This is a genomic window from Luteibacter anthropi, from assembly GCF_011759365.1.
In the GTDB taxonomy this organism is placed as follows: domain Bacteria; phylum Pseudomonadota; class Gammaproteobacteria; order Xanthomonadales; family Rhodanobacteraceae; genus Luteibacter; species Luteibacter anthropi.
In genome coordinates, this window is sequence record NZ_JAARLZ010000002.1 from 200,273 (window position 1) to 223,120 (window position 22,848).

Below are 22,848 nucleotides of genomic sequence, written 5' to 3' on the forward strand. Positions count from 1 at the left end.
CGTTGCCCGGATGGCGCAGGGGAGGTGGGTCCTGTCGACGCAGTCATCCTGGCTCTCCGGAGCGAAGTGGCCAGCATTTACTACAGCCTGATCAGGATGTCATCCGACATTTAAACCCGGGGCCTTGGCTTCAGCGGAAAGATACCAGGGCGCGTGTGCCAGAAAGACGCCACGCATCAGCGTGGCGTCTGTCGTTTCACTGAGCCGGATACGATCAGAACGAGCCGATGTTTCCGTTGACCGTACCGAGGTTGAAGCTGCCACGCCCCGTAACGTCGTCGTAGCCTGGGCCCGCGCTGAAGCCGCCGTTATTGCCACTGGTCACATCGTGATAGTCGCCAGCTGGCAGCTTGTAGATGTGAGGACCGGCAAAGCCCAGTGAGGTGTGCGCGGCAAGCAGGCGTGCCCACGAACCCGTGAACAATGGTGCAGCGAGGCTCGTGCCGCCGATCTGCTCGTTGCGGCCGTTGACGATCACCAGTGCGCCGGAGTTCGGGTCGGCATCGAAGGCAACATCGGGGACGACCCGGAAGCTGCCCGTCACCGCCGTCTGCCACGTCGGTCGCGGCTCGACCAGGCTCGGGCTGCCGCCACTGCCACTCCAGGCGGTTTCACTGGTGTAAGTACTGCCGCTGGTGTTGAGCGTGGTGCCGCCCACGGCGATGACGTAGGGCGAGCTTGCCGGATAGCTGGGCGTCGTGCCACCGTCGCCGCATTCGTCGGCACCCGAGTCACCGGACGAAATAGAGAAGGTTTGTCCTTGCGCCTCGGCGGTCTTGAACAGCTGATCGTCGGCCGCCATGGAGCCGTCCTGCGTGGTATCGGTCTCGCACTCGCCCAGGGAAACGTTGATCACCTTGGCGGCATTGGCCGAGACGGCGGTGTTGATGATGCTGGTCAGCGCTGAATTGCTCAGTGACGTGGCATCGTAGAAGATCAGCTTGCCGACCTTGCCGCCGGCCATGCCGACGATATCCTGGCTATCCAGGTTCCATTCCTCGAGGCCGCTGGTGTCGCTGCTTCCGGAGCCCACGATTTGTGTGCTCACCGTGCTCAAGCCATTGTTGGAAGTGAACTTGTTCAGATCCGTGATCGTCTGGGTGAGCCGACCTTCGGCAATGATGCCCACGGTTACCGTGGATGCCGTGGGCACGCCGCTGCCGCCATAGATCGCGGAGAACGTCGTCGGGTTATGGCCGGTGACCGATTGCGGGCGCAGTGCGGAGGTTGCATCCGCGCGTACGTTCATCGTGTGCATCCGATGAACGTCCTGGAGGCCCACAACGGAAAGCACGGCATTCTGCAGAGAAGCCGGGATCACGGCGTCCTTGTCGTTCGCATACGACTGGCGCCCATCGCGCGTTACGTTGACGAACGTCGTCTGGAAGGCCTGCTGGGCCGCGTCGACGTTGCCGTCTGCCGTAACCAGAAGACGATTGGGTTCGACCTGGACATTAGTGAAGCCGGCCTTGCTCAGGTATGCCGCTACCGCCTGCGCGTCGTCGGTGGTGGGGGCATGACGATCAAGAAAGGTCTGCGCCGTCATCGGGGCATCGAGCTGCGCACCCGTGGCAGCCAGTTGCCGGCGAGCGGCAATAAACGCGTTCAGTTGATCAGGATTACGAAGTTTCAAGGCAACCGCGATGTGCAGCGGTTGATCGATGGACGTCAGGCCCGTGACTTGTTCCTGGGGGCGCAGGGCCACGGCATGGGTCTGCGTTTGCACCCACCCGGATGTCGGCGCGGTTGTCGCGGCAACGGCCGCCCCCTGCGATAAGACCATGATGCACGAGGTTGCGAGAACCTTACGAGCCATCGCCAGCCCTGCCCAGTTCGATGTATTCGTCATGTGCTTTTCCTGTACTCATTAGGAGGTCCGCGGCAAATGCCGACGGAGGTGAGTCGCCTCCACCCGATCCTTCGATGAAGGATCCCCCTGAGCCAGGCATCGCGACCGGTAAAGACGCTAACAGGGACACCGGTCGCGACTTGCTCGTATTCGGCCTCGAACTATCGCAAATTATTGATGTTAATCAGCAACATATTGCGAACAAGCGATCCTTTTCCCGGGGCCGGTCAGGCGCCGTGGAAGACCGCCTCGATGTTGTGCCCATCCGGATCGAGTACGAAACCGCCGTAATAGCCCTCGTGATAATGAGAGCGAGGACCGGGCGGCCCATTGTCGCGACCCCCGGCGGCCAGCGCCGCGTCGTGAAACGCCTGGACCAGCTGACGAGACGACACCCGAAACGCTACATGCACCGGCGGCCGGTTTGGCTCGCCCTTATAGATCCAGAAATCGGGCTTGCCGCCTTCGCCGAACCCGGCGACATCCGTGCGCCCCGTGACCGAGGCCGGAAAAATGGCAAGGAGTTCATAGCCTATGGCACTAAGTGTCGCCCGGTAAAACTCCTTGCTTAGCTCGAAATCGCTGACGACAACGCCGGTGTGATCGATCATTCGCCCTTCCTCGAAATGGTGGACCGTGGGTGACTTGCGTGCATGCGAATCGTATCGAGGTGCGGTGCCCCCGAGCAATTCAAAGTTTGTCCCATAGGCCTCGTCACGTTGTATGAAGTGACATGGCAGCGCAGGGCGGTTTGTTTGTGCGTCACCGATGTAGCAAATGTGAATCTGATTTTGCCCGGCATCCCTCGGACATGCGGCCCCAGGCTCGCCTACATCTGCCGGAACAGATGCAGGTAGCTGCGACTGACCGGCAAGGATTCTTTTCGATCCTTGAGGTGTACGACAGCGGTTTCGTTATCGCCGCGAATGATATGACTGACGGCGCGCAGATTTACCACCGCCGAACGGTGCACCTGGATGAACTGCGTATCATCGAGTTGTGCCACCAGCTCCTTGAGCGTGGTACCGATCAAGGCTTCGCAAGGCTGCCTTGCCTCATTGCGCCAGGCCACCAGTGTGTATTTCGCCTCCGAACGGAGGTAGTCGATATCGTCTACGGGAATCAGACGCAATGTCTGCCCGACCTGTGCTCGTATCCAGCGCAAGGGAGCGGGCGACGTCGGGCGATCAAGCCGCGAGGCGAGCTCGCGTAGCAGGTGCTCGGTATTCGTCGCCGGCTGGGACATACGCAGGCGCTCCTGGACGCGGCCCACCGTATCGGCAAGCCGGGCCGGTTCAACGGGCTTCACCAGATAGTCGAGCGCCCCCTGCGAGAAAGCCTGGACGGCGTAGGTGTCGAACGCGGTAACGAATACAACATGCGCCCGCCGGCCGATGTGATGGGCGACATCTACGCCCGAAAGACCTGGCATATGAACGTCGAGGAAGCAGACATCTGGCTGCACGTCGTCGTACATCCGGATCGCTTCGCGCCCGTTACGGGCCTGTGCGACGACCTTCAGTTCAGGCCAGGCCTGGGCAAGCATCTGGGCCAGAACGCCACGCAGGAGGGGCTCGTCGTCGGCGATCAGCGCGGTCGTCATGCGTGGCCTGCTTCCTGGGCTGGGAAAATCGCTTCGGCGACCACGCCCCGGGGCAGCCGGGCGGCAATATCCAGTGTTGCGTCGCCACCAAATGCCATGGCCATGCGTTCACGCAAGGTGGCTATCCCTGTACCAAGCCCTTTGCGATTCGCCCGCAGACCAACGCCGGTATCGATAACCCGCACCACGCAGCGATCACCGCGCCTCTCTACATGCACGTCGATACGGCCGCCATCCTCGCTCGGATCGATGCCATGGCGCACGGCATTCTCGACCAGCGTCAGCAGGGTGAGGGGAGGGCACCTCAATGAGCGAGCCGCTTCATCGACGTGCAGGCCGAACTGGAGCCGGTCGGGGATACGTATATGCATCAGCTCCAGATAGGCCTGCGCCAGTTCCAGTTCGTCGGCCAGCGTGGTGGCCGGCGCATCGAGCCGGGGTACCGCCGCGCGAAGATAGGCCACCAGGTTGCGAAGCACCATCGAAGCCTGCGGCGAACCCTCGTCCACCAGTACCTGCACGTTGGCCAGCGTGTTGAACAGGAAATGCGGGGTGACCTGGGCCTGCAACAGGCGCAGGCGCGCATCCAATGCCTGGCGTTCGAGTTCGCTGCGCTCGAGATCGAAGACCAGCGCCTGATGGCGGGCGAGGGCGTCCTTTTGCCTGACCAGCGCACCGAGTGCAATCCATGGTGCAACCAGCAGGCCAAGGACGCTCAACGATACGAAGCCTTCAAGGCGGTCCTTATCTTCCCAGAACGGCGGCGCGCCGGGCATGGTGCTGTAGAGGTAGATGAGCCAGGTCACCAGCGGTATCGACACGGCCACGCCCACCACCTGTAGCACCCAGCGTGCCAGCCACGCAGGCAGCCGTGCCGGCCATTGCTCGAAGATGCCGAAGGCCAGCATTGCGGCCAGCCCCAGCGTCCCGGTGCGCAGCATCAGTGCGAACCAGCCCGAGTCCCAGCCGGGCAGCAGGATCAAGCCCAGCACGACCGACGCACACAGGGTGAATAGCAGGCGACGCCAGCCCAGAAGCAGGGCAACGCCATGTGGCTTGATGAGGGCGGGAAGGGTAGACACATCCGGAGCATAGTCAGGTCGGCATGCGCCTGCCAATCGTCTTCGCGAATCTTAAAGATGCGGCAGCCACAGGCCAGCGAAGGCGGCCACGATACCGACAGCCATCATCAAGGTCAGCAACGTGAGCGCGCTGGCCATCGCCACCTTGCCCGGCACGTTCTGGCACTTCTGCGACCAGAAGTAGAGCTCCAGGACGGCCAGCGGGAGCAGGTACTCGGCAAAACCCAGGAAGGTGAGAAACGGACCGGTGAAAGTGTCCGGATCGAAGCCCACCGGGGCCTGATTCACGGCAAGCCAGAACATGAGCCCCACCCGGAAAAACCACACACCACTCACTGCCAGGAACAGCCTCAGCGCCCAGCGCCGATGAGCACCAAAGCGTCCGGCGCGTGCCTCGCGCAGCGCGAGTGAGGCGAAACCCAGGATCAACAATGCATCCAGGCTCATGCTCAGGCGGCCAACGAGCTGATCGCCGGCGATGTGACGAGTCCAGATCATGAAGACTCCCCCCACGCTGGCAATCATTGACGAGGTGAGGAACAGGCGTCCGTTCCAGCGATGGAAGCGTGGCCAGTGTCGCCGCACCACCGGGACCAGTTGTGCAGCGCCACTGAGCATCACCACCACCGCAAACAACAGATGCAGGGCAAGCACCGTGTTGCCGGCAGTGTCACCTGGGATGTGACCGGCAACCAGTACCTTGTTCCACGCCTTCCAGTCGCCTTGAATCGCAGTGCGCCCATAAAAGTCGGCCACGTAGAACGCGAAAAGCAACTGACCCAGGATCGCAACGCCCAGCCACAGGGCTGCGGCTCCCTGGAGAAACAGGGCCGCCTTGCGCGTCCGCCACGGGATAACGAAGTGGAGCTCTGCTGAGGATGCGGTGATGACGGGTCGGTACATAAAGGCCTCCTGGGTTGATCCGGAGTCTTGCCCAGTGGCGCCCTCAAAAAGAGGGGGCACCCGACGAACGACGCCATGGAAGGTACGAGTGGCGGTCCATTTCCTGGACAATCACACCACCTGCAGGAGCGCGCCTTGCGCGCAAACGCTCAAGGCGATAACCATTCACGCGCTCAAGTGATAGCCTGCGGTTCCGGCCACCTATCTGCCATGCCTTAGATCCGGCGCACATGTGGCCATGCAAGCCCGCACTCGTGCAGCCAGAAAAACAAGGAGCCGCCATGCTCAAGTGGTCCATCGTCTTCGCGTTTGTTCTGTTGCCGCTGTCGACGGCGCAAGGGACATCAGGCGCTGCGCGGGTCGACTATGAGCTGGCACCCACCATGGCCGGTGACGAGCTACGGGAATTCATGGTGTCCGTGCGCTTCCCCGCGAACGCCTCCGGAACCACAGGCTTCGGATGGCTGGGCAGTTGGCGCGGAGACACCCATCTCAGCCGATATGTACGTGACTTCATGGTGGACGGGGCGGCACACGTGGCCCAGGATGCGCCGGGCCACTGGCGCATCGACGCCGTCGGAGGCAAGCCGCTGACCGTGCGATACCGCATCGTCGCCGGTGCCGATCCCGACCCGAATCCCGGCCGGTTTGACCGTAGCGCGCCGGTCATCCACGGCAATGTCTTTTCGGCACTGGGCATGGTGGTGTTCGGGCGGCCCGATGGAAGCGACAAGAGCCCGGCAACCTTTGTCTGGCAGGCTGGCCCGGCTCACGTGCCCCTGGTATCGGACCTTCAGCACTTGCCCGCTCCGGGCCAGTCCAGCGCACGTCCAGGTACCACCGAAGACATCTTGATGAGCACCCTGGTGGGCGGCGCAGGCATGACCGGCGCCACAACCGTGGCAAACGAGAGTGAGCCACGGGTAGGCATGCTGCCAGGCAGCGTGGCCGGGCCGGAAGAATTCGTCGCCTCGGTACGGCACATCGTGGCGGCAGAGCGCAGCTTCTGGAACGAGCGCAAGCCGGGGCCATACACGGTGACCGCGACGCCAGTACCGTCGAGCTACAACGGTTTTATCTCTGGCGCGGGCTTCGACGACAGCTTTGCTCTCTGGGTCAACACCCATTCAAACAACAGCGATCTCACCTTCTTCATCGCGCACGAAGATTTCCATAGCTGGAATCCCGGCCTGCTGGGTAAACCCTATGCCGATCCCGGGGCAGAGCAGCGCGCTGCCTGGTTCAATGAAGGTTTTACCGATTACTTTGGTCAGGCGCTCAGCCTGCGCTCCGGGGCCGTGACGGTGGAGGCTTTCCGCGACATCTGGAACAGCGCGCTACTGGAATACGCCAATTCACCCTGGCGGAATACACCCAATGCCACGCTCGCGCCGGCCTTTTTCAAGGATCAGGACGCGAAACGGATGCCCTATCTACGCGGGGCGATGCTGGCGGCGCGCTGGAACGCGAAGCTGCGTCAGCAGGGAGTCGATGCCCATGCAGCGCCTGTTGAGCTGCGCACCGTGTTGCTTGACCAGCGCAGGATGGCTTCGACGTCAACGGCAGAGCCTCCCGCTCTCTTTGTCACAGCCGCCGCCCGGCACGGGCTCGACGTAAAGGACGACCTGGCGCGCTTCATCGAGAAGGGCGAAAGCCTGACCCTCGCACCCGACACATTCGGCCCGTGCGCGCGCGTGGTCACCCAGCAGCGACCCGGCTACGACACCGGCTACACCTCCGAGGATCATCGCGTGACCACGGTCAAGCCCGGAGGCAACGCCTACCTGGCGGGCCTGCGCGCCGGTATGGTCATCGAGAAGAAAGTCTCAGGCACCAGCGGCGACTCGCTCAAGCCACTCGAACTGGCCGTACTCGAAGGGAGCACGCGTCGGACCATTGCGTTTCTTCCTCAAGGCCCCGGCCAGATTACCGTACAGCAGCTTCAACTGACGTCCCCGGCACCTGCGGACTGCGCCTCCAGCCTGACAGGTATTCGTCAGCTGCCGTAGCAGCCTGATCCGGAGTTTCCCATGTATCAACCAGCTTTCGACGTCACATCCTCATGATGTCATTCGCAAAGACGGATATGGGTCATCAATGCCATGGCGCTTGCCAGCGACTCGGCCGGCATTGTCACGATACGGCGTTTGCCACGGTGGTACTTCGTGGCGGCTATATGGAGGCAGGCGATGAAGGGCGCCGCACGGTGGAAGCGGGTCACGTGCTGATCCATCATGCTTATGAGTCTCACCTGGACTGTTTTTCACAGAAAGGTGCTGAATTACTTGTCCTTCCGGTTCCGACAGACAACGGACTCCCACTGTTTGGAACGACGACGGATCCCGAAGGACTCTTGCGTACCGCACGATCTTCGTTACCGGATGCATGGCATCACCTCACGGAAACATGGAGCTCGTCTGAGCAACGGCATCAGGACTGGCCCGATCTTCTTGCCGAATGCCTTCGGCAGGATGCCGATCTCTCCTTGCGCCAATGGGCCGAAAACATGGGGTTGCGACCGGAGTCGGTCAGTCGTGGTTTCCAGCGTGCCTACGGCAGCTCGCCCAAGGCGTTTCGTGCCAGCTCACGGGCGCGTCTGGCCATGCAGCGCCTGTGCGGTACGCGGCAATCCTTTTGCGATATCGCCGCCTCGCTCGGATTTGCCGACCAGGCGCATATGAGCAGGGCCGTCGTGACGTTGACGGGATCTACGCCAAGTCATTGGCGGCAGTCGGCCTCGTCTTCGCCTGCCTCCTGAATTGCCGTATGCCAGGTTACCGGTCAACTGGATTCAAGACGTGCCCTCGGCGTTCACCTAGTCTCCATTGAGGCGCCGCAAGCCGGCCGCGGCCGAAAGTTTCGTCTCTCAATGGGGATCACCTATGCGCCATGCACTCCTGGCAAGCGTTCTCGTCATCGCAGCTGGTACAAGCAACGCTGACAACATCGATGCGCTTCTCGCCGCCAATCGCAAGGCAATGGGTGCGGACGCCTGGTCTGGAAAGGAAACACTGGATAGCCAGTTCTCGTATGCAGGCCAGGGGCTCACCGGTACGACGTCATCCGTCATCGATCTCCGTCGATGCGCCTTCGTGGATACCTACCAGATAGGGCCTGGAGGCGGCGCCACGGGTTTCGACGGTACGAAGGCATGGGAGAAAGAACCCTCCGGCACGGCAACCGAAGAGGCCGGAGGTGATGTCAGGGAACTGGCCGTCAACGAGGCTTATCGCGGGTGCAACCTCTGGTGGCGCAGTGACCGGGCCGGCGCACGTATCGAGAGCAATGGCCAGAAGACTGTCGATGGGAAAATCTTCGATGTACTCACCGCCACACCAGAGAAAGGCAAGCCTTTCGAAGCATGGTTCGACACGGCCACCCATCGTCTGGCACGAACCGTAGAGGTCCAGAGTATCCAGGTGATCACGACGTGGTACTCGGATTACACCGATGTGGATGGTGTTCCCATCGCACATACGATCGTTGTGGATGATGGTAGCGGCGCGGCCAACCGCCAGACTAGCCGCCTGACTTCCGCGCGGTTCGGACCGACACGACCGCCAGCCTTTTATGAGAAGCCGGCCACCGCAGTCAACGACTATGCGCTGGCCGGTGATACGCACCAGATTACAGTGCCGTTTCAACTGGTGAACAACCATATTTACGTGCAGGCATCGGTCAACGGAAGCAAACCGCTGACGTTCATCGTCGACACCGGTGGTCACGACATTCTTACGCCGATGACCGCAAGGATGCTCGGCGTTCAGACACAGGGAAGCCGGACCGCAGGAGGCTCCGGCAATGACTTCGCGCAGAGTGGGCTGGCAAGGGTTAGTTCGATCTCCGTCGGCGGTGCCACGCTCACCAATCAAACGGTTACCGTGCTGAAATTCTCCAACGCGGCGGAGGGCATCGACGAGCAGGGGATGATTGGCTATGAGTTCTTTGCACGCTTCGTGACCCGCATTGACTACGGTAAAAAACAGATCACCTTTATCGACAAGAAGCACTTCGATCCCACGTCAGCCGGCACGCCCGTGCACTTTCGTTTTTACCAGCAGTTTCCGGAAGTACCAGGAACGTACGACGGCATTCCCGGACGCTTCGGCATTGATACAGGCGCGCGGAACGCGCTATCGCTGACTCGCCCCTTCGCCGAGAAGAACCACCTGCGCGACCGGGAGAGGGCAGGGGTTGAAGCCCTTACGGGATGGGGGGTGGGCGGCCCGACGCGCGGCTTCGTGTTTCATGGCAAGAACCTGGAACTCGACGGCTTAACGATACGCGCGCCCCTTGCCGAGTTCAGCCTGGACAAAGCGGGCACGGGCGGCATGGATGCGTTTCCGAACAACGTCGGTGGCGGCCTCCTGAAGCGCTTTGTCGTTACCTTCGATTACGATCACCAGATCATGTATCTCAAACCTGTTGCCGGACCGGTCGATGACCTGGATACATTCGATCGTTCGGGCATGTGGATCAACGTCAACGGCAGGGGCTTCGAGATCGTGGATATAGGCCCTGGAACACCGGCCGCAGTCGCGGGGCTATGGGTAGGCGACATCGTCACGAAGGTGAATGGCAGGTCGATCCAGTCCATCAAGCTTTACGATTTTCGCCGGATGCTGCGTAACGAAGCACCCGGAACTAAAATCCACCTGACATTCGACCGGCGCGGTGCCATACACCAGACAGATCTTGTGCTGCGGGACTTGATCTAAGCTATCGATACAGCGTTTCCATACTGCCCTCAGTGAGGCATCTGTTCCCGGATTACCGCGGCATGGGAGCCGTTAGCATCCATTGCCCTGAACAGGAGTATCGCCATGTCCCATCCAGTTGTATCACGCAAGGAATGGCTCGATGCCCGTCTCGAACTGCTGGCGGAAGAGAAAGAGCTGACCCGGCGCAGCGACGCACTGGCCCGACGACGCCAGGCGTTGCCATGGGTGCGAGTCGACAAGCCCTATCAATTCGCTACGGATGAGGGCACCCTCTCACTGGCGGAGCTGTTCAAGGGACGCTCCCAGCTGATCATCTACCACTTCATGTATGGCCCTGACTACACGGCCGGATGCCCCTCATGCTCGTCGATCGCCGACGGATTCGACGGCATCGTGACCCATCTCGAAAACCACGACGTCGCATTCCATGTGGTATCGCGCGCTCCCCTGGCGACACTGCAGGCATTCAAACGGCGTATGGGCTGGACCTTTCCCTGGGCGTCGTCCGGTGACACCGACTTCAATACAGACTTCAACGTCTGGTTCAGTGAAGACCAGCAGCGCGCGGGAAGCATCGAATATAACTACCAACACGAACCGCCATTGGCCGGCCCGTCCACCGACGAGGAGGTCCAATGGCAGAGCCGCAAAGACAACGGTCCGGTCGCGCAGATCGCCGCCATGACCGGCACCGACGTCGCCACGTATGCGCGCGACCGCCCCGGCATCAGCACGTTTACCCTCGAAGACGGTGTCGTCCATCATGCGTATTCCGCTTATTCTCGCGGCTTGGATGCGCTTTGGTGCCTTTACCAATGGCTCGACCGGGCGCCGCTGGGACGTAACGAGAAGGGCATCTGGATGCGGAGGCACGACGAGTACCCGTGAGGCATCAGGCCGTATGACGAAGGCCGCCGTCGCAGGTGAGCATATGGCCGCTCATGAAGCGGTTGCTGATCAGGAAGGCAATCGCCTGGGCGACGTCCTGAGCGAGGCCGATTCGCCCAACGGGCGTCTTGTCCGCATATTCGGCAAACAAGGCCTGCTTATGCTCGTCGGGAACGGCCTCCCACCATGGTGTATCGACGACACCGGGCGACACGCCGTTGACCCGTATCGGCGCAAGTTCCACGGCAAGCACCGGCACCAGTGCCGCGACCGCCGCGTTGGCAGCCGCAATACCGGCCGTTCCCGGTGTAGCGGTCTGTGCCGCCAGCCCTGAAACGAAGATCAGGCTGCCATCCGTACTGATAAACGGTAGAGCCGCTTGCGCACAGGCAATGTGCGCATACACCTTCTCCTCGAAACCCGCCTTGACGTTCGAAAGGGCAATGGTGCCGAAAGGGCCGACGCCTTTGCTACTGCCGAGGGCGAGCACCATGTGGTCGATGGGTTCAAGTCGAGCGAAGCAGTCGGGCAGTGCGGCTTCGTCGGTTGCATCCATCTGCACGGCTGAAGCCCTACCACCCGTGACACCCAGCGCGACGTCCAGCCGTGCCTTGCTTCGCCCGGCAATAGTGACCTTATGACCGGTATCAAGCAGGAGCCTGGCAGTCTCCAGCCCGATACCAGATGAGCCGCCGACGATTACGATATGTTGCAATGACATGGATATAGTTCCTCAGGCGGGGCAGAGCGCCCTGACCCGAGTTTCCCGTCTACCATTCAGGGCAAACAGTTCCTGGTGGATCCTGGTATCCAAAGTACTACGTTAAAGTCATGACCACGCTCAGCATCCCCAGCAACACCGTCCGACAACGCGAAGCGGGAGCCTTTCTGCGATCCAGGCGCGAGCGCCTCACACCGCAAGACGTCGGCTTGCCGGCAGGCATCCGGCGGCGGACGCCCGGCTTGCGACGCGAAGAGTTGGCGATGCTCGCCGGTGTCGGAACCACTTGGTACACCTGGCTCGAACAAGGTCGTGACGTCAATCCATCAGGGGATGTGCTGTCGGCGATCGCCAGAGCACTTCAGCTGGACGCCGCCGAGCGAGAACATCTTTTCGTCCTTTTCCGCGTCTCCCCGGATGCCAGCCAGGCGGTCGAGCCCGAGTGGGTAGGGGAGCCCATTCGCCGAATGCTCGCCAGCCTCCAGGACCAGCCGGCATTCGTTCGCGGCCGTCGGTGGGACATCCTCGCCTGGAATCGTGCTGCCGATGTGGTTTTTGGTCCCTACGAGCAACTGGAGGGCGACCAGCGGAACTCGCTGCATCTGCTTTTTGCCAACCCGGGGCATCGAGCCATGCTCGCGGACTGGGAAACCGTCGCCCGATCAGCGCTGGCTATGTTCCGGGCGGATTTTGCACGCCACGCAGGGGACGTGTCTTTCACCCGGCTTATCGAGGATCTATCGCTCGTGAGTAAGGAATTTGCACTGTGGTGGGAACAACAAGAGGTGCTGCGCCCTCAGTCGGGGGAAAAGCGCATCAACCATCCCGTCGCCGGGACGATGTCATTCGAGTACTCCAGCCTTGGGATCGACGATTCGTCAGACGTGAAGTTGATTGTTCTAACGCCGTCGCAAACGGATGGTACTTTGGATGCGCTTCGGAGGTTGCTTTGAGGGTGGTGAGTGCTGGGTTTCCGGGCAGTGCGCACATGCGCCACCTATTTGAGCGTCAATTTATTGACGAGCAACAATGCAGCTTTTCCACCCGATGACGTGATTCCAGGTTTAGAATTTGATCTGGGGATGCCATCGGCTCAGGGTGATTAGGGATGGTTATCGGGGGTAGGGCAATTCATGCCGAGGGCACGCAGCGGTTGGCCTCGCCTGATGCCTTTGCGAAGCAGTTGAAGTTAAACTGCTGGCCTGGATCGTGTCGTACCTGAGGAAGGGTGGGACACGCTCATCAGATGCCTGTTGCCCAAGCCAGGCAACACTGAGGCACTGTAGCCGAGACAACAGAAAAGGAAGGATCCGACATGCCAGCGAACGTGACAGGCTACCGCGAGCTTTTTGGCGAACCATTCTGGCAAGGCGAAGAGTCGATGGACATCCACGCCTTCGTGTCCGACGGCTCGGTTGAGGGCGACCGCGTGGCATTGCGTGTTGAGGTCGCCCTAGCAGGCTCCGGTTGGGCCCGAGCGAGTCGCGGCGAGCAAGAACGCCGCGCATTCTTCGCGGATGTTCCGTCTTCTTACGCCTATCAAGTCGTTGACACCCAGGTCGCGCTCGCTTTGTGGGGTGTCGACTCGATCGAAGGACTTGAGGGCGCGGAGCGGATCTTCTCAGTTGATCGCGACGCTTCTTCTGGTCAGCCCATCCAACTGATGCGTGATTTGGCGGATGCCGAAGGGGTTACCTATCGGGTGCGTGACACTCATGCGACGCCCAGACCCGTGGTGGCGGCATTGGAGCAACCGATGGGAGACGTGGCAACAGAGCAGCTCATCGCCGAAGTGCTAGCTCCATCAGGGGAGCGGGACCTTCGGGTTGCCGTACTTGACGTGGGGCAGGGCGCTGCGGCCTTCATTGGGTCGCCTTGTGGCCTACCGCATCTTTACTTTGACATAGGTGGTGGGGAGTCTAACAACCAGCACACGTGGCCTAACGGTGGTGTGCGGTGGTGCTTCACCCAGTCTCCTCCGATCATCTTGTCACATTGGCACCGTGATCACTACGCGGGGGCAACCTATGGATCTGCAGTCGACGTGCGCTGCGTGCTCGAGCAAACCTGGATTGCCCCAGACCAAAAGGTCGGTGCAAAGACCAAACAGCTTCAGGCACGGATTCTAGCTGGGGGCGGTCGCCTAATCTTATGGCCAAGTACGCTTAAGACAGTGCACACAAGCAATATAAGTGTTGGGCGAGCATCCGGAACCGCCCACAACGACAGTGGCCTCGTCCTGCTGCTCAGATCAGCCGACGGGCGCTTTTCTTTGCTGCCTGGCGATGCCGCCTATCAGTATGTCGATCCCTCTATTGTCGCCAAGTACCAGTCGCAAGGATTGAAGACGCTAGTCGTGGCGCATCACGGCGGCTTGCTCGATCGTAAGGCACCGGCGAACGTGCCCTGTTCAGACGGGAAGAGGAACTCCGTGGCTGTCTATTCGGCTGGAAGCTCAAATAGCTACAATCATCCGTCCCACCTTGCGTCATATACGAAGGCCGGGTGGGCTTCGATTGTCGGCACTGATAGCAGGATGAGTGGCGCCCCCGCCAAGCACCTTGGTGAGCCTGGATGGGGGAGTAGCTGCCATCATCAGCCCTGCCTTGGCAACCAATGCTCGTTGTCGATATGGCGATGAGGCGCGCAGTGCCATCTAACGAGTGATTCGGGACTGAAATTTTATTTGACTCGCATCAAAGAATTTGGCTTGAACAACTGCGAGTGGCCGAAAGCTGACATTATTGAAGCGCGATTTGCCTGTGTTATCGGGGGTAGGGCCGCAGAGCAAAGTGCCGAGAGAGATGTCGCCCCAGGGCGTTGGCGCCTCTCCTTTGACTGCGGGAGCGGGCGTCATGACGCAGGCATACTGGCGATGCCAACCGGCGAACCATCGCGTGTCCGCCTCCGCGGGTCGAAACTCTTAGTCGATGGGCGGCCCGCCCAACGGTATACCCTTATATTCAGATTATGACGTAACCGACCACAAATCGCGCCAAGCTTGTTTTGGCCGATTGTCGCGTTCCTGCCTACATGAACAGTCGATACGGATAGCTGGTGCCCGGTAAGTCCGGGACGTTTGCAATAGCGCGCGCTAGACGCCGCGAGTAGCCGATGGTCACCGGCACCGGGTCGTAGAGCGCATCGTTGTTCCAGTCCATTTTGGTGAGCGCGAGGATCTCTTCGCCGATTAGCCCAAAGTCGCCGCTGCCGGCTTGACGCGTTACCAGCAAGGGCCTGGGAATACCTTTGCCGCCTTGGAAATAGCCCCCTCGTGAACTGGCGCTTGGCGCGTTGCCGGCTACCCAAAGCAAGAACGAGGTTTCGGACTTGGCTTGGAGCACTCCCCGAGGCACTGGATAGCCGTCGGGCTTGACAGGTTTTGCGCCGGATTTTGCACCATACTGGTCACGAATCATCCACACGCCGCGCCATCCGGCCTGTTCGCCCACGGACATGCATTCAACCTCGACGACGCCCGAAGTGGCGTCGCGCAACCCGCTCAGCTCGTCCGTTGAGAACGGTGTGGTCTTGTGGACGACTAGTCGGGTAGGCAGCGCACCGCCATTGCGCTGGCGGTATAAAGCGAGACTTCGGGCCATGACTGCCCGCATGTCGGCGCGGCTCAGAAACGGGTTATGGCGAGCGGCCGCAGCGTCGTTGACCGGGTCGCGGGCCTCGAACGCGACAAACTGCATGCCGCCTCCGTCCATGTCGAACACTTGCGAGCAACAGGTCACGAAATGGGTTTTATCGTTGACGGTGCGCAGCGCATACGCGAGCCCGACGTAAGCGGTGCCCTCGGGTACCCCGGCCATTGGCGCAAGCTTCCATGGAATGCCGCCCGCCTTCACATACAAAGCGATTGAGATGCGCCAGGCCACCGCCGCCGGCGCCGATCGGGCATAACTGAACACCCGATCGTTTAGTACCTGCGTCGGGATTCCCGCCCGTGCTCCCATGGCTTTGAACACGTCGTGCGCGTTGAATGTGTCGCTGTTGGACACGGCGAGCCAGTGGTCCGGAATGTGGACCACCGCGACATCGAATTGCTCGCGGATCAGATCAAGTCTTGCCAACGCGTCCTGGAAAGCATGCACGAGCTTGTCCTGCTCACGCCCTTCGCCGTTCATGGCGCCCAGTTGTTCTGGCCAAGCAATGTAATGCGCCTTGTGTGTCGACTTCAACGCGATCTTGAACACTCGCTCAAATCCCGGGAAGTCGGGCACGTACCCTGCGGTCCCGGTAGCAGGCTGCTGCCCGTGCAGGTTCCTGAGTAGCGATACCACTTGTGCTTGCCCACCTTCTGGCCCAATGAGGACAATGCGCAATTCGGGGGTGTAGGTCGCCAGCACATCGGTCGAATAGGGACCGAACCGCAATAGGCCCTTCAATGGATGAATGTCGACGTCGGATCCCACACCTGGTGCAAAGGAGAGCATAGGTTCGTCTAGCAGCTGAAACGGCGAAAGCTTGGCGTCCAACGGTTTCATGCGCGTCCTAGCGGAATGAGGGATGAGTGTGGGACGGGCGGCTCCAAGCCGTCTTAAAGCCGATGTCGAGCGTGGGATTAATGCCGTCGCCGTCCGATAAGTGGAAGGGCTGGCACCGCCCCGTTGGACCTGCCAGGAGCGACGACCATGCATCGAGCATCGGACCCCATTGCTTGTTGTAACGCCTGACCCACCGCTCGCGGCGCCAGTTAGCGGCTTTTTCGCGATCGGCTGGAGCCATGACCCGATGCGTGCCGTTTCCATCGTGTCGTGGGACCTCGTAAACCGGAACCTCGAGATGTGTCATGGGGTCAAACACGCACCACCACCGTCCATCCGCCTGATCCAAACGGACTTCAATGCCTTCCGCGAAGTCCCATTTCAGACCTGGATCGCGGCCCGACACTGCCGAGCCGTAGGCCTCTGATAGCGGAGCTAACGCCTGTTTGCGCCTTGCAACGACCTCGGCGGAATCTTCGGGGCGTCCGGCATGGACCAAGATTGAATGCCCGTTTCGATGCAGGCGGCGCATCAGAGGCCGCCGGTTGCACAGTGCATAGATCAAGGCGTCGTATATCAGACCACGAGCCCACGAGTCCCCTTGGGGATTCAGGGCCACTGTGCCCACTAATTCGGGGCCGTAGGCGGCCAACGCTGCCAGAAGGTCGGCGTCCGAGCCTATGGCCGCATAATCCCGCGCAGCACGGGCAACGATGACGCGGGCGCGCGCTGCGCGCAACGCCTTTCGTATCTCCGTAAGACTGATCTCAGTGGCGAGCCGAAAGCAGCGGGCTTCGGCGGGCAGGGCCCCCAACGGTAACGCTGTGCAGCGCAACACCGGCGTCTCCCGTGCTTCGGACCTCGGCATCGGCATCGGCATCGCGTGCGGGGCCGATGCCGAGGTCGGAGCCCCGACAAAATCAGCCAAAGCGTCCGAAAACGTCACCACCTCGTTGAGGTCGCCCGCGAACTCGTCGAATGTGGCTGCCTCAATCACATGCACCGTGACGCCCGCGGCGGCCGCCCGCTTCAAAAAGGCGCTCACCGCCGGTAGTAGCTGGCTGGGGAAGGGCGTGCACCAGTAGATTCCGGCAGGATAAGGATGCGCCTCCTCGAGCACGGACTCTAAGGCAGCCATGACCGACGCATCGCGACCGCTATAACCCATCACGATGAGACCGAACCGTTGTGCGCAATCGACGAGGACATTACGCAGTGCTGCATCCTGCCGAGCCAATTCTGCTTCGGTATTCTTGAGTTCCACCGAACGAAAGTCACCGTGGAGCTTGACCAACAGCGGCCAAGTGCCTTCTTCGACAACGCGTAAAGCTCGGTCGCGGTCATCGATGGCAGACACCGTCAAATCCTTACCGTTGTTGGCATCACCGTGATGGCGCGCGAGCGTAGCGGCGGTTTCGATGACGCTGTCGAAATTGGTGGTGAAAACGCATGGAGTTTTCCCCGATACTAGCAATGCGCCCAGGACCTTGTGTGCGAACGAAGGCCGACCCAGACTGACCTTGTCGTCAATGTAACGGCGCCGATCAGCTTCGGTGGGTAGATATACTTCGAAGGCACGGGCGTATTCGCTCGGGTCTCCTGGAGGTGGAAGAATGTTCTGAGTTGCGAAGAATCGTGCGATGCGCTGCGCCCAAAGCGGATCCGTCGCATCGATCTGCTTGGGTGATAGTTTGTTTTCTCGGCAGAAGATTCGTGCCTTGAAATCCGTGATCATGTCGTAACCGGTGGGAATGCCAGAACTAGCCGAGGCACCGGCACCGAGCAACCAGGCATATCGCTCCGGTTGGAGAGCAAACACATCTGAAAACGTTCTTGCCTTCATCCGATGGCTCTTCTCAACGTTCAATCGTTCTTCGTCAATTCTTCTACATGGCGACGGCCGCGTCTACGGCTCGCCCCCGTGCCGTCGTTCTTCCTCGCCCATCGAGCGACTTTAGAGCAGCGAAATAAGCTTGTTCGTGATCTTCTCGGAGAATTCCGGGGGGAGCTTGGCCGACTTGAGCAAGTACGACACGATCAGGACAGCAAAACGACCGGCCTGGGGCGACTCCTGACAGAGTTGCTTCGCAAAGCTAAGATCATTCGAATCTAGAAGGCATGCAAAACCGAGCTCGCGGATGATCAAAGGGGACTGGGCAACCGCAACCGGCGCATCAAGTAGTTGCCTTAATAGCTTAATGTAAGCAGCCCAATCCGGGAGCGCGAGGTCTACATTACCAGTCTCTACGCCAGCCTTCTCCTTCAGAAGACGATAGAGATGATTTCTATGCTCATAGGCGTCTCGTCCGCCGTAGAGCATTACCTTTGCAGCCTCGTCCAAACGCTCCTGATGCTTGGGGTGTAGGTACGCTCGGAAGAGTCGTGCGCTGAATACTGCGAGCGACCGCGCAAAGATTGAACAGAAGTCTGCAACCATTGCTACATGTCCCGTTTTTTCTGGGTCAAATTCGTTGCGCACCTCGTGCAGTGCGGCGACCGTTTTTCGGCACGCCGCACCAGGATCATCCTGCATCCAGTATGTCGATCGCAGATAGACAAGAGCAGACTCTAGCGCAGGAAAGCGGTTAGCTACAGCGAACAGCTGCTCCCAATTGTCGATATTTGCGGTATGACCAAGCGCATCACCGTAATGGGCGGACGTGGCGGTGGCAAATATGTCGAATTCGTCTTCTGCTAACAGGAAGACACCGATCTGATCGGCGACGAGTCGGTGGTCCGCTTCAATAGAAGCCTTTTTCAAGATGCAAAAGCCGTGCTCGGCTTTCAATCTGTCGAGCACGCCTCTAAGCCACATGGAACGGTTGATCGGGGATTCACGTGAAAGCGTCTTGCAATCAAAAACCGCCTGGCGATAGCCACCAAAGTCATCCGGAATGGACGCAAATACATCCAAGTCCGTCATCAAGACCGCCTTTCGCGCCACGCCTTGCAGCGAATGTACATCGACCTCAAGCTGCGGGTACCAGCGCTTAGACACGCAGTAGCGCAAGGCGTTGTGCTTTTGATCTCTGTCTTTCATGGATTCACTTAATGAAGAAAAGGTCAAGCTGCTCTTGCTGCTCGTCGCTCAGTGCAATTTTTTTAGTCTTCTGTAACTTCGTCGTCGCGATGAGTGATTCTACGAAGGTCTGGTCTTGCTGGATCGCAAATCGAGCGGAGTCATCGACCTCAATTCCTTGTGCAACGCCTCCGTTTACGAGATCGTACGCAATGTCGAGAGCCTCGATATTCTCTGGCGTATTGATGATCTGCAGCTGCTTGAATCCGCCTCCCACATCGTCGAGGCGAGCAATCCTAAGATGGGTTAGATTCTGGTACTGTTGCGCGGCCTCGGTTGTCGCGCGCCCAAGCTTAAGGTCGCGCTTCAGAACGTAGAGAAGAGCGGCAGGATTATTGATCTTGTATTTGTTTGACAGAAATTGACCCTGCCGCACCGCCGCAACTGTCGCCATTGCCTTTTCGTATATGTCTCGCTTTGTTGGCGCGAGAGCCGCGCCACCGGGTGTCGGCGTGAACAGAAAAAAATTCTCGCCGGCGTGAGAGGTTGTGATGCTTGGCGGCTTGACGAGTCCATCCTGGGCAAGTCGGATCGCCAAGTCTGACTCGCCCTTCGTCAGGTTCGTATTGCCAAGTTTTCCAGTCTTCTGGATAAGCGAAAGAGGTACGCCCTGCATAGATCGAATTGCATCAAAAACTTTCTGAATGTCTCTCGCGCCCCCCTTGGCCGCAATGTCAGCGAAGAGTTCCGGATTCTCCGCAAAGTGGGTAGGAGTCAGGAGAATGTCGCGGCCGCGCGCACGCACTTGCTTCAAGTATGAGCCGTCCACGCCTACGGCCACAGCACGCGTGAATAACTTATTCTCAGCCCCAAGTTTCGCCCTCAGCGCCTCTAGATTCTCCGGGGTTTTTGAAAGCCGGTGGACTAGCGCTACGCTAAGTTGCTCCGCTTCGTTCAATTTTTCGTCGATCGCGTACTGCCCAAGTTGGGCGTACATGTCTTCGTAATAAGGAACATCCGGGACAACGGTCTTGATCCGAGTGCCTTCCGTACCAAGCCTCACGAATTCGATCTCCGCCAACAGTCGTACGATCTGCTCTGCGAGCATCGGAGGAATCGAGAGAAAGTGATGGCCGACGAGCTTTAGTACATCAAACGGAATGGGGGGCAGGCCGCGAATATGCAGCGCGAGGCGCACACACATTCCGATTTTTGTCAGAAGGTCGAATTCAGGAACCGTAGAATCGGAGAGCCCTACTTGGATCTCGTGACACCTTGCTGCCAAATCGGCCGCACCTGGCAAGACTGTTGTAGCTGACATTGCATCCATTCCGCAGCTGTGATGCCATCATCATTACGCGACTTCGGGGTCGTGTCCAGTCTGCGCGGGCGGCGACTAAGCCCAACTCCGAGGCCGACGGGCAGGGCTGGAGTCGTGCTAGGGTCAAAGGCAGGTCGCCGCTGCTACTACGAGTGGGCAACTAAATGCAACTCAGCAATTTATTTGAGTAACCTTGCTGCAGGGTTGTCCTCTGCTGCTCCGGCTTGAAAATACCCGATCACGCTGGCCACCGAGCGGTGCTCCGTCATGGCCATCACCGCCGTCAGCGGGACGCCTTGCTTGCCGGCCTCGGTCACGAACCCCGACCGCAGGCTGTGCGCCCCAAAGTTCCCCTCCAGGCCGGCCAGCGCAGCCCGTCGCTTGACGATGGTCGCCACCGAGCCTGGAAGCAGGGCAGGACCGATTCGATCCTTCCAGATGCGCCGGAGATCGCCCCTTCACGAATCCCTGCCGTCTCCAGCCAAGCGGCGAGTGCTTCGGCGCTGCGCCCTAGGATGGGCTTATCTGGCGTCGAATCCGCTTTTACGCCGGCCTGCTGGGTCTTCGAATACTCCAACCGATAGATGTAGCTCTCGTCACCGGTCTTGCGCAGGTCACGCAGATCGGCGGCGGCAATCTCGCTGCGCCGACGCCCGCCGCTGGCGAAGCCAAAGCAGAGCAGGGCGCGATCGCGGAGCCCTTCCAGCGAGTGGTCGCAGGTGGCCAACATGGCCTCGAGCTCGGGGCGGGTGATCGCGGTCTTCTTGGTCGGCCGCTCGCCACGTTTCACCGCAGAACGCTGGGACCGACTGAGCAAGGTGCGGATGCTGGCCAGCTCGCAGGGATTAGGCAGCCGCTTCAGCTTGTGCGCCGTCGACAGTACGGCGGCGCGCTGGGTCACCGTCGAGAGTTTGAGCGGCTTGAGCTTGGCCTTGAGGCCCGCGGCCACTAGCGCCTGATCGGTCGCTGGCGGCAACTCGCTGACCAAGTCGGCCTTGTTTTTGCGTCGAATTTGGTCGACTAGGAACTGGATCACCACAGCCTCCGTCACCGGCAGCGCTAGCTCGATGCCAAAGCGCGACTGGTGCCAGCCGGCCCAGTAGCGCAGCGCTGCGGCGTAGCTGCGCGTGGTGTTCGCGGCGGCCGCTTCGGCGAGCAGTTCACGTACCGCATCGGCCGCTTGCTGCGTCAGCTGTTCCGGCAAGACCAAGCTGGATGCGGGTGTAACGAGGTCTACGGATCCGAACACCGTCACGCGCATGCTCGAAGCCTGGCGTAACAGGCTCGGTGAGCGATTACGCGAGATGAGCACCGTTCCGGATGTTCCTGGTTCGGTAGGACAGGCGATGGTCGAGTTATGGCGGTTGGCCGTTGATCATGCCAACCGAGAAGTCATAGCAAACCTCAAAAACGAAAGCGCCGAATTGGCTCGAGAAAGGGGGGGTGGGAGACCCGATTGCTGGCAGCCGACGCCGAGACCACCCGGGCCAAAGCGGCTCTGGAGCTGACCGAACGCGCTCGTCAGACGCTGGACACCCGGCTACAGGACAACGAGGCGCTTCGTGCCGACCTTGTGCAGCAGCGCGACCGCCTTCAGGCTATTGGCGATCAGCAAGCTCTAGAGATCAAAGAGCTTCGCGCGCTACTCGACGAACGAGATGGCGAACTCCGAAGGGATCGAGAGCAGAAAGAAACCTATCTACGGAATGTTGAAGACCGAGCGCACCAAGAGATCGATCGAGCTCGATTAGACGCCAAGCAGTGGCAACACCGTTACGAAACCTCGGAGCGAGCGCATCAGAACGCACTGGTTACGGTTCAGACCGAGCGCGACCTATTGCGGGATCAATTGCGGAAAGCGGATAACGAGGCGGCTCGTTCCAAGGGTGTTGCATTGGCGTTAGAGAAGGTCCTGGCAAAAGGCCGGGCTGTCACACCACAACGCTCAAAAGCGAAGGCCGCCGCTGTTGTCGACGGAGCTGCAAAACGCAGCCGGAAATCGCCAGCTCGTTCTACAAGAAAGGCACCTTAGGGTATCCGCAGCCATGGCCTCGCCAGATGTCGCTAACCATGTCGCCTAATGATGATTGACGGCGTCGTTAATGACTGTGACGACGGGTCTGCGCTGGTCGGCAGCTTAACTGAGTCCGCAAACGGGAGATACATGACCGATAAATCAATAACTTATGCATTTCAAGCAACTAGGAATGACAAGGTATGAGGGTTACGACGAGGTCAATGACCAAAT

19 protein-coding genes and 1 pseudogene are annotated in these 22,848 nt (G+C 60.1%); 8 read left to right on the forward strand and 12 right to left on the reverse strand.

Annotation, left to right across the window (positions count from 1 at the left end; all coding sequences use genetic code 11):
- Positions 1-214: 214 nt before the first annotated feature.
- The 5 genes from HBF25_RS03580 to HBF25_RS03600 form a co-directional block, all read right to left on the reverse strand.
- A complete protein-coding gene (locus HBF25_RS03580; protein ID WP_166946577.1) occupies positions 215-1,849 on the reverse strand; it encodes a S53 family peptidase in 1,635 nt (544 codons plus the stop codon).
- Between the two features lie 227 nt (positions 1,850-2,076).
- Entirely contained in the window at positions 2,077-2,460 is a 384-nt protein-coding gene (locus HBF25_RS03585) for a VOC family protein (RefSeq protein ID WP_166946578.1), read from the reverse strand.
- 218 nt (positions 2,461-2,678) lie between these two features.
- Positions 2,679-3,452 (reverse strand): LytR/AlgR family response regulator transcription factor, encoded by a 774-nt coding sequence (locus HBF25_RS03590; RefSeq protein ID WP_166946579.1) that lies wholly within the window; start codon positions 3,450-3,452, stop codon positions 2,679-2,681.
- Positions 3,449-4,534: a sensor histidine kinase gene (locus HBF25_RS03595; protein WP_341778028.1), complete on the reverse strand. Its 1,086-nt coding sequence runs from the start codon at positions 4,532-4,534 to the stop codon at positions 3,449-3,451. The genes HBF25_RS03590 and HBF25_RS03595 overlap by 4 nt, the downstream gene beginning before the upstream one ends.
- A gap of 51 nt (positions 4,535-4,585) precedes the next feature.
- Positions 4,586-5,437 carry a DUF2306 domain-containing protein gene (locus HBF25_RS03600; protein ID WP_208392398.1) on the reverse strand — a complete coding sequence of 284 codons (852 nt, stop codon included), beginning with the start codon at positions 5,435-5,437 and terminating at the stop codon, positions 4,586-4,588.
- A 281-nt stretch (positions 5,438-5,718) separates the two neighbouring features.
- On the opposite strand from HBF25_RS03600, the gene HBF25_RS03605 reads away from it, so the two are divergent.
- The gene (locus HBF25_RS03605) at positions 5,719-7,446 is read left to right on the forward strand and encodes a M61 family metallopeptidase (protein ID WP_166946580.1); all 1,728 of its coding nucleotides are present in this window, start codon (positions 5,719-5,721) and stop codon (positions 7,444-7,446) included.
- 59 nt (positions 7,447-7,505) lie between these two features.
- Here the strand turns inward: HBF25_RS03605 and HBF25_RS03610 are convergent, their stop codons facing one another.
- Entirely contained in the window at positions 7,506-7,658 is a 153-nt protein-coding gene (locus tag HBF25_RS03610; protein WP_166946581.1) for a hypothetical protein, read from the reverse strand.
- On the opposite strand from HBF25_RS03610, the gene HBF25_RS03615 reads away from it, so the two are divergent.
- The 3 genes from HBF25_RS03615 to HBF25_RS03625 all read left to right on the forward strand — a co-directional run bounded on the left by HBF25_RS03615 (position 7,659) and on the right by HBF25_RS03625 (position 11,046).
- Complete coding sequence (locus tag HBF25_RS03615; protein WP_166946582.1) at positions 7,659-8,195, forward strand: helix-turn-helix domain-containing protein; 537 nt, start codon at positions 7,659-7,661, stop codon at positions 8,193-8,195.
- A gap of 124 nt (positions 8,196-8,319) precedes the next feature.
- The gene (locus HBF25_RS03620; protein ID WP_166946583.1) at positions 8,320-10,155 is read left to right on the forward strand and encodes an aspartyl protease family protein; all 1,836 of its coding nucleotides are present in this window, start codon (positions 8,320-8,322) and stop codon (positions 10,153-10,155) included.
- Positions 10,156-10,260: 105 nt separating this feature from the next.
- The gene (locus tag HBF25_RS03625) at positions 10,261-11,046 is read left to right on the forward strand and encodes a DUF899 domain-containing protein (RefSeq protein WP_166946584.1); all 786 of its coding nucleotides are present in this window, start codon (positions 10,261-10,263) and stop codon (positions 11,044-11,046) included.
- A gap of 4 nt (positions 11,047-11,050) precedes the next feature.
- Here the strand turns inward: HBF25_RS03625 and HBF25_RS03630 are convergent, their stop codons facing one another.
- Positions 11,051-11,767 (reverse strand): SDR family oxidoreductase, encoded by a 717-nt coding sequence (locus HBF25_RS03630; RefSeq protein ID WP_166946585.1) that lies wholly within the window; start codon positions 11,765-11,767, stop codon positions 11,051-11,053.
- 110 nt (positions 11,768-11,877) lie between these two features.
- On the opposite strand from HBF25_RS03630, the gene HBF25_RS03635 reads away from it, so the two are divergent.
- Together HBF25_RS03635 and HBF25_RS03640 are read left to right on the forward strand one after the other, a co-directional pair.
- On the forward strand, positions 11,878-12,720 hold the full coding sequence (locus HBF25_RS03635; RefSeq protein ID WP_166946586.1) for a helix-turn-helix transcriptional regulator: 843 nt from the start codon (positions 11,878-11,880) through the stop codon (positions 12,718-12,720).
- A 362-nt stretch (positions 12,721-13,082) separates the two neighbouring features.
- Positions 13,083-14,408 carry a ComEC/Rec2 family competence protein gene (locus tag HBF25_RS03640; protein WP_166946587.1) on the forward strand — a complete coding sequence of 442 codons (1,326 nt, stop codon included), beginning with the start codon at positions 13,083-13,085 and terminating at the stop codon, positions 14,406-14,408.
- Between the two features lie 388 nt (positions 14,409-14,796).
- On the opposite strand, the gene HBF25_RS03645 is transcribed toward HBF25_RS03640, so the two are convergent.
- The 5 genes and pseudogenes from HBF25_RS03645 to HBF25_RS03665 all read right to left on the reverse strand — a co-directional run bounded on the left by HBF25_RS03645 (position 14,797) and on the right by HBF25_RS03665 (position 21,861).
- Positions 14,797-16,260, reverse strand: a complete 1,464-nt coding sequence (locus HBF25_RS03645; protein ID WP_166946588.1) for an argonaute/piwi family protein — start codon at positions 16,258-16,260, stop codon at positions 14,797-14,799.
- Positions 16,261-16,267: 7 nt separating this feature from the next.
- Entirely contained in the window at positions 16,268-18,127 is a 1,860-nt protein-coding gene (locus HBF25_RS03650; RefSeq protein ID WP_166946589.1) for an SIR2 family protein, read from the reverse strand.
- Positions 18,128-18,214: 87 nt separating this feature from the next.
- Complete coding sequence (locus HBF25_RS03655; RefSeq protein WP_166946590.1) at positions 18,215-19,300, reverse strand: hypothetical protein; 1,086 nt, start codon at positions 19,298-19,300, stop codon at positions 18,215-18,217.
- 4 nt (positions 19,301-19,304) lie between these two features.
- The gene (locus HBF25_RS03660) at positions 19,305-20,477 is read right to left on the reverse strand and encodes a hypothetical protein (protein ID WP_166946591.1); all 1,173 of its coding nucleotides are present in this window, start codon (positions 20,475-20,477) and stop codon (positions 19,305-19,307) included.
- 302 nt (positions 20,478-20,779) lie between these two features.
- A pseudogene (locus tag HBF25_RS03665) lies at positions 20,780-21,861 on the reverse strand (site-specific integrase).
- On the opposite strand from HBF25_RS03665, the gene HBF25_RS22625 reads away from it, so the two are divergent.
- Positions 21,860-22,108, forward strand: a complete 249-nt coding sequence (locus tag HBF25_RS22625; protein ID WP_166946592.1) for a DNA-binding protein — start codon at positions 21,860-21,862, stop codon at positions 22,106-22,108. The pseudogene HBF25_RS03665 and the gene HBF25_RS22625 overlap by 2 nt on opposite strands.
- Entirely contained in the window at positions 22,057-22,632 is a 576-nt protein-coding gene (locus HBF25_RS03675; protein WP_166946593.1) for a hypothetical protein, read from the forward strand. The genes HBF25_RS22625 and HBF25_RS03675 overlap by 52 nt, the downstream gene beginning before the upstream one ends.
- Positions 22,633-22,848 lie beyond the last annotated feature (216 nt).

Coding starts and splice junctions, on each gene's coding strand:
- HBF25_RS03580 (WP_166946577.1), bottom strand. CDS start 1,849: ATGACGAATACATCGAACTGGGCAGGGCTGGCGATGGCTCGTAAGGTT.
- HBF25_RS03585 (WP_166946578.1), bottom strand. CDS start 2,460: ATGATCGATCACACCGGCGTTGTCGTCAGCGATTTCGAGCTAAGCAAG.
- HBF25_RS03590 (WP_166946579.1), bottom strand. CDS start 3,452: ATGACGACCGCGCTGATCGCCGACGACGAGCCCCTCCTGCGTGGCGTT.
- HBF25_RS03600 (WP_208392398.1), bottom strand. CDS start 5,437: ATGTACCGACCCGTCATCACCGCATCCTCAGCAGAGCTCCACTTCGTT.
- HBF25_RS03605 (WP_166946580.1), top strand. CDS start 5,719: ATGCTCAAGTGGTCCATCGTCTTCGCGTTTGTTCTGTTGCCGCTGTCG.
- HBF25_RS03620 (WP_166946583.1), top strand. CDS start 8,320: ATGCGCCATGCACTCCTGGCAAGCGTTCTCGTCATCGCAGCTGGTACA.
- HBF25_RS03625 (WP_166946584.1), top strand. CDS start 10,261: ATGTCCCATCCAGTTGTATCACGCAAGGAATGGCTCGATGCCCGTCTC.
- HBF25_RS03630 (WP_166946585.1), bottom strand. CDS start 11,767: ATGTCATTGCAACATATCGTAATCGTCGGCGGCTCATCTGGTATCGGG.
- HBF25_RS03635 (WP_166946586.1), top strand. CDS start 11,878: ATGACCACGCTCAGCATCCCCAGCAACACCGTCCGACAACGCGAAGCG.
- HBF25_RS03640 (WP_166946587.1), top strand. CDS start 13,083: ATGCCAGCGAACGTGACAGGCTACCGCGAGCTTTTTGGCGAACCATTC.
- HBF25_RS03645 (WP_166946588.1), bottom strand. CDS start 16,260: ATGAAACCGTTGGACGCCAAGCTTTCGCCGTTTCAGCTGCTAGACGAA.
- HBF25_RS03655 (WP_166946590.1), bottom strand. CDS start 19,300: ATGAAAGACAGAGATCAAAAGCACAACGCCTTGCGCTACTGCGTGTCT.
- HBF25_RS22625 (WP_166946592.1), top strand. CDS start 21,860: ATGCTCGAAGCCTGGCGTAACAGGCTCGGTGAGCGATTACGCGAGATG.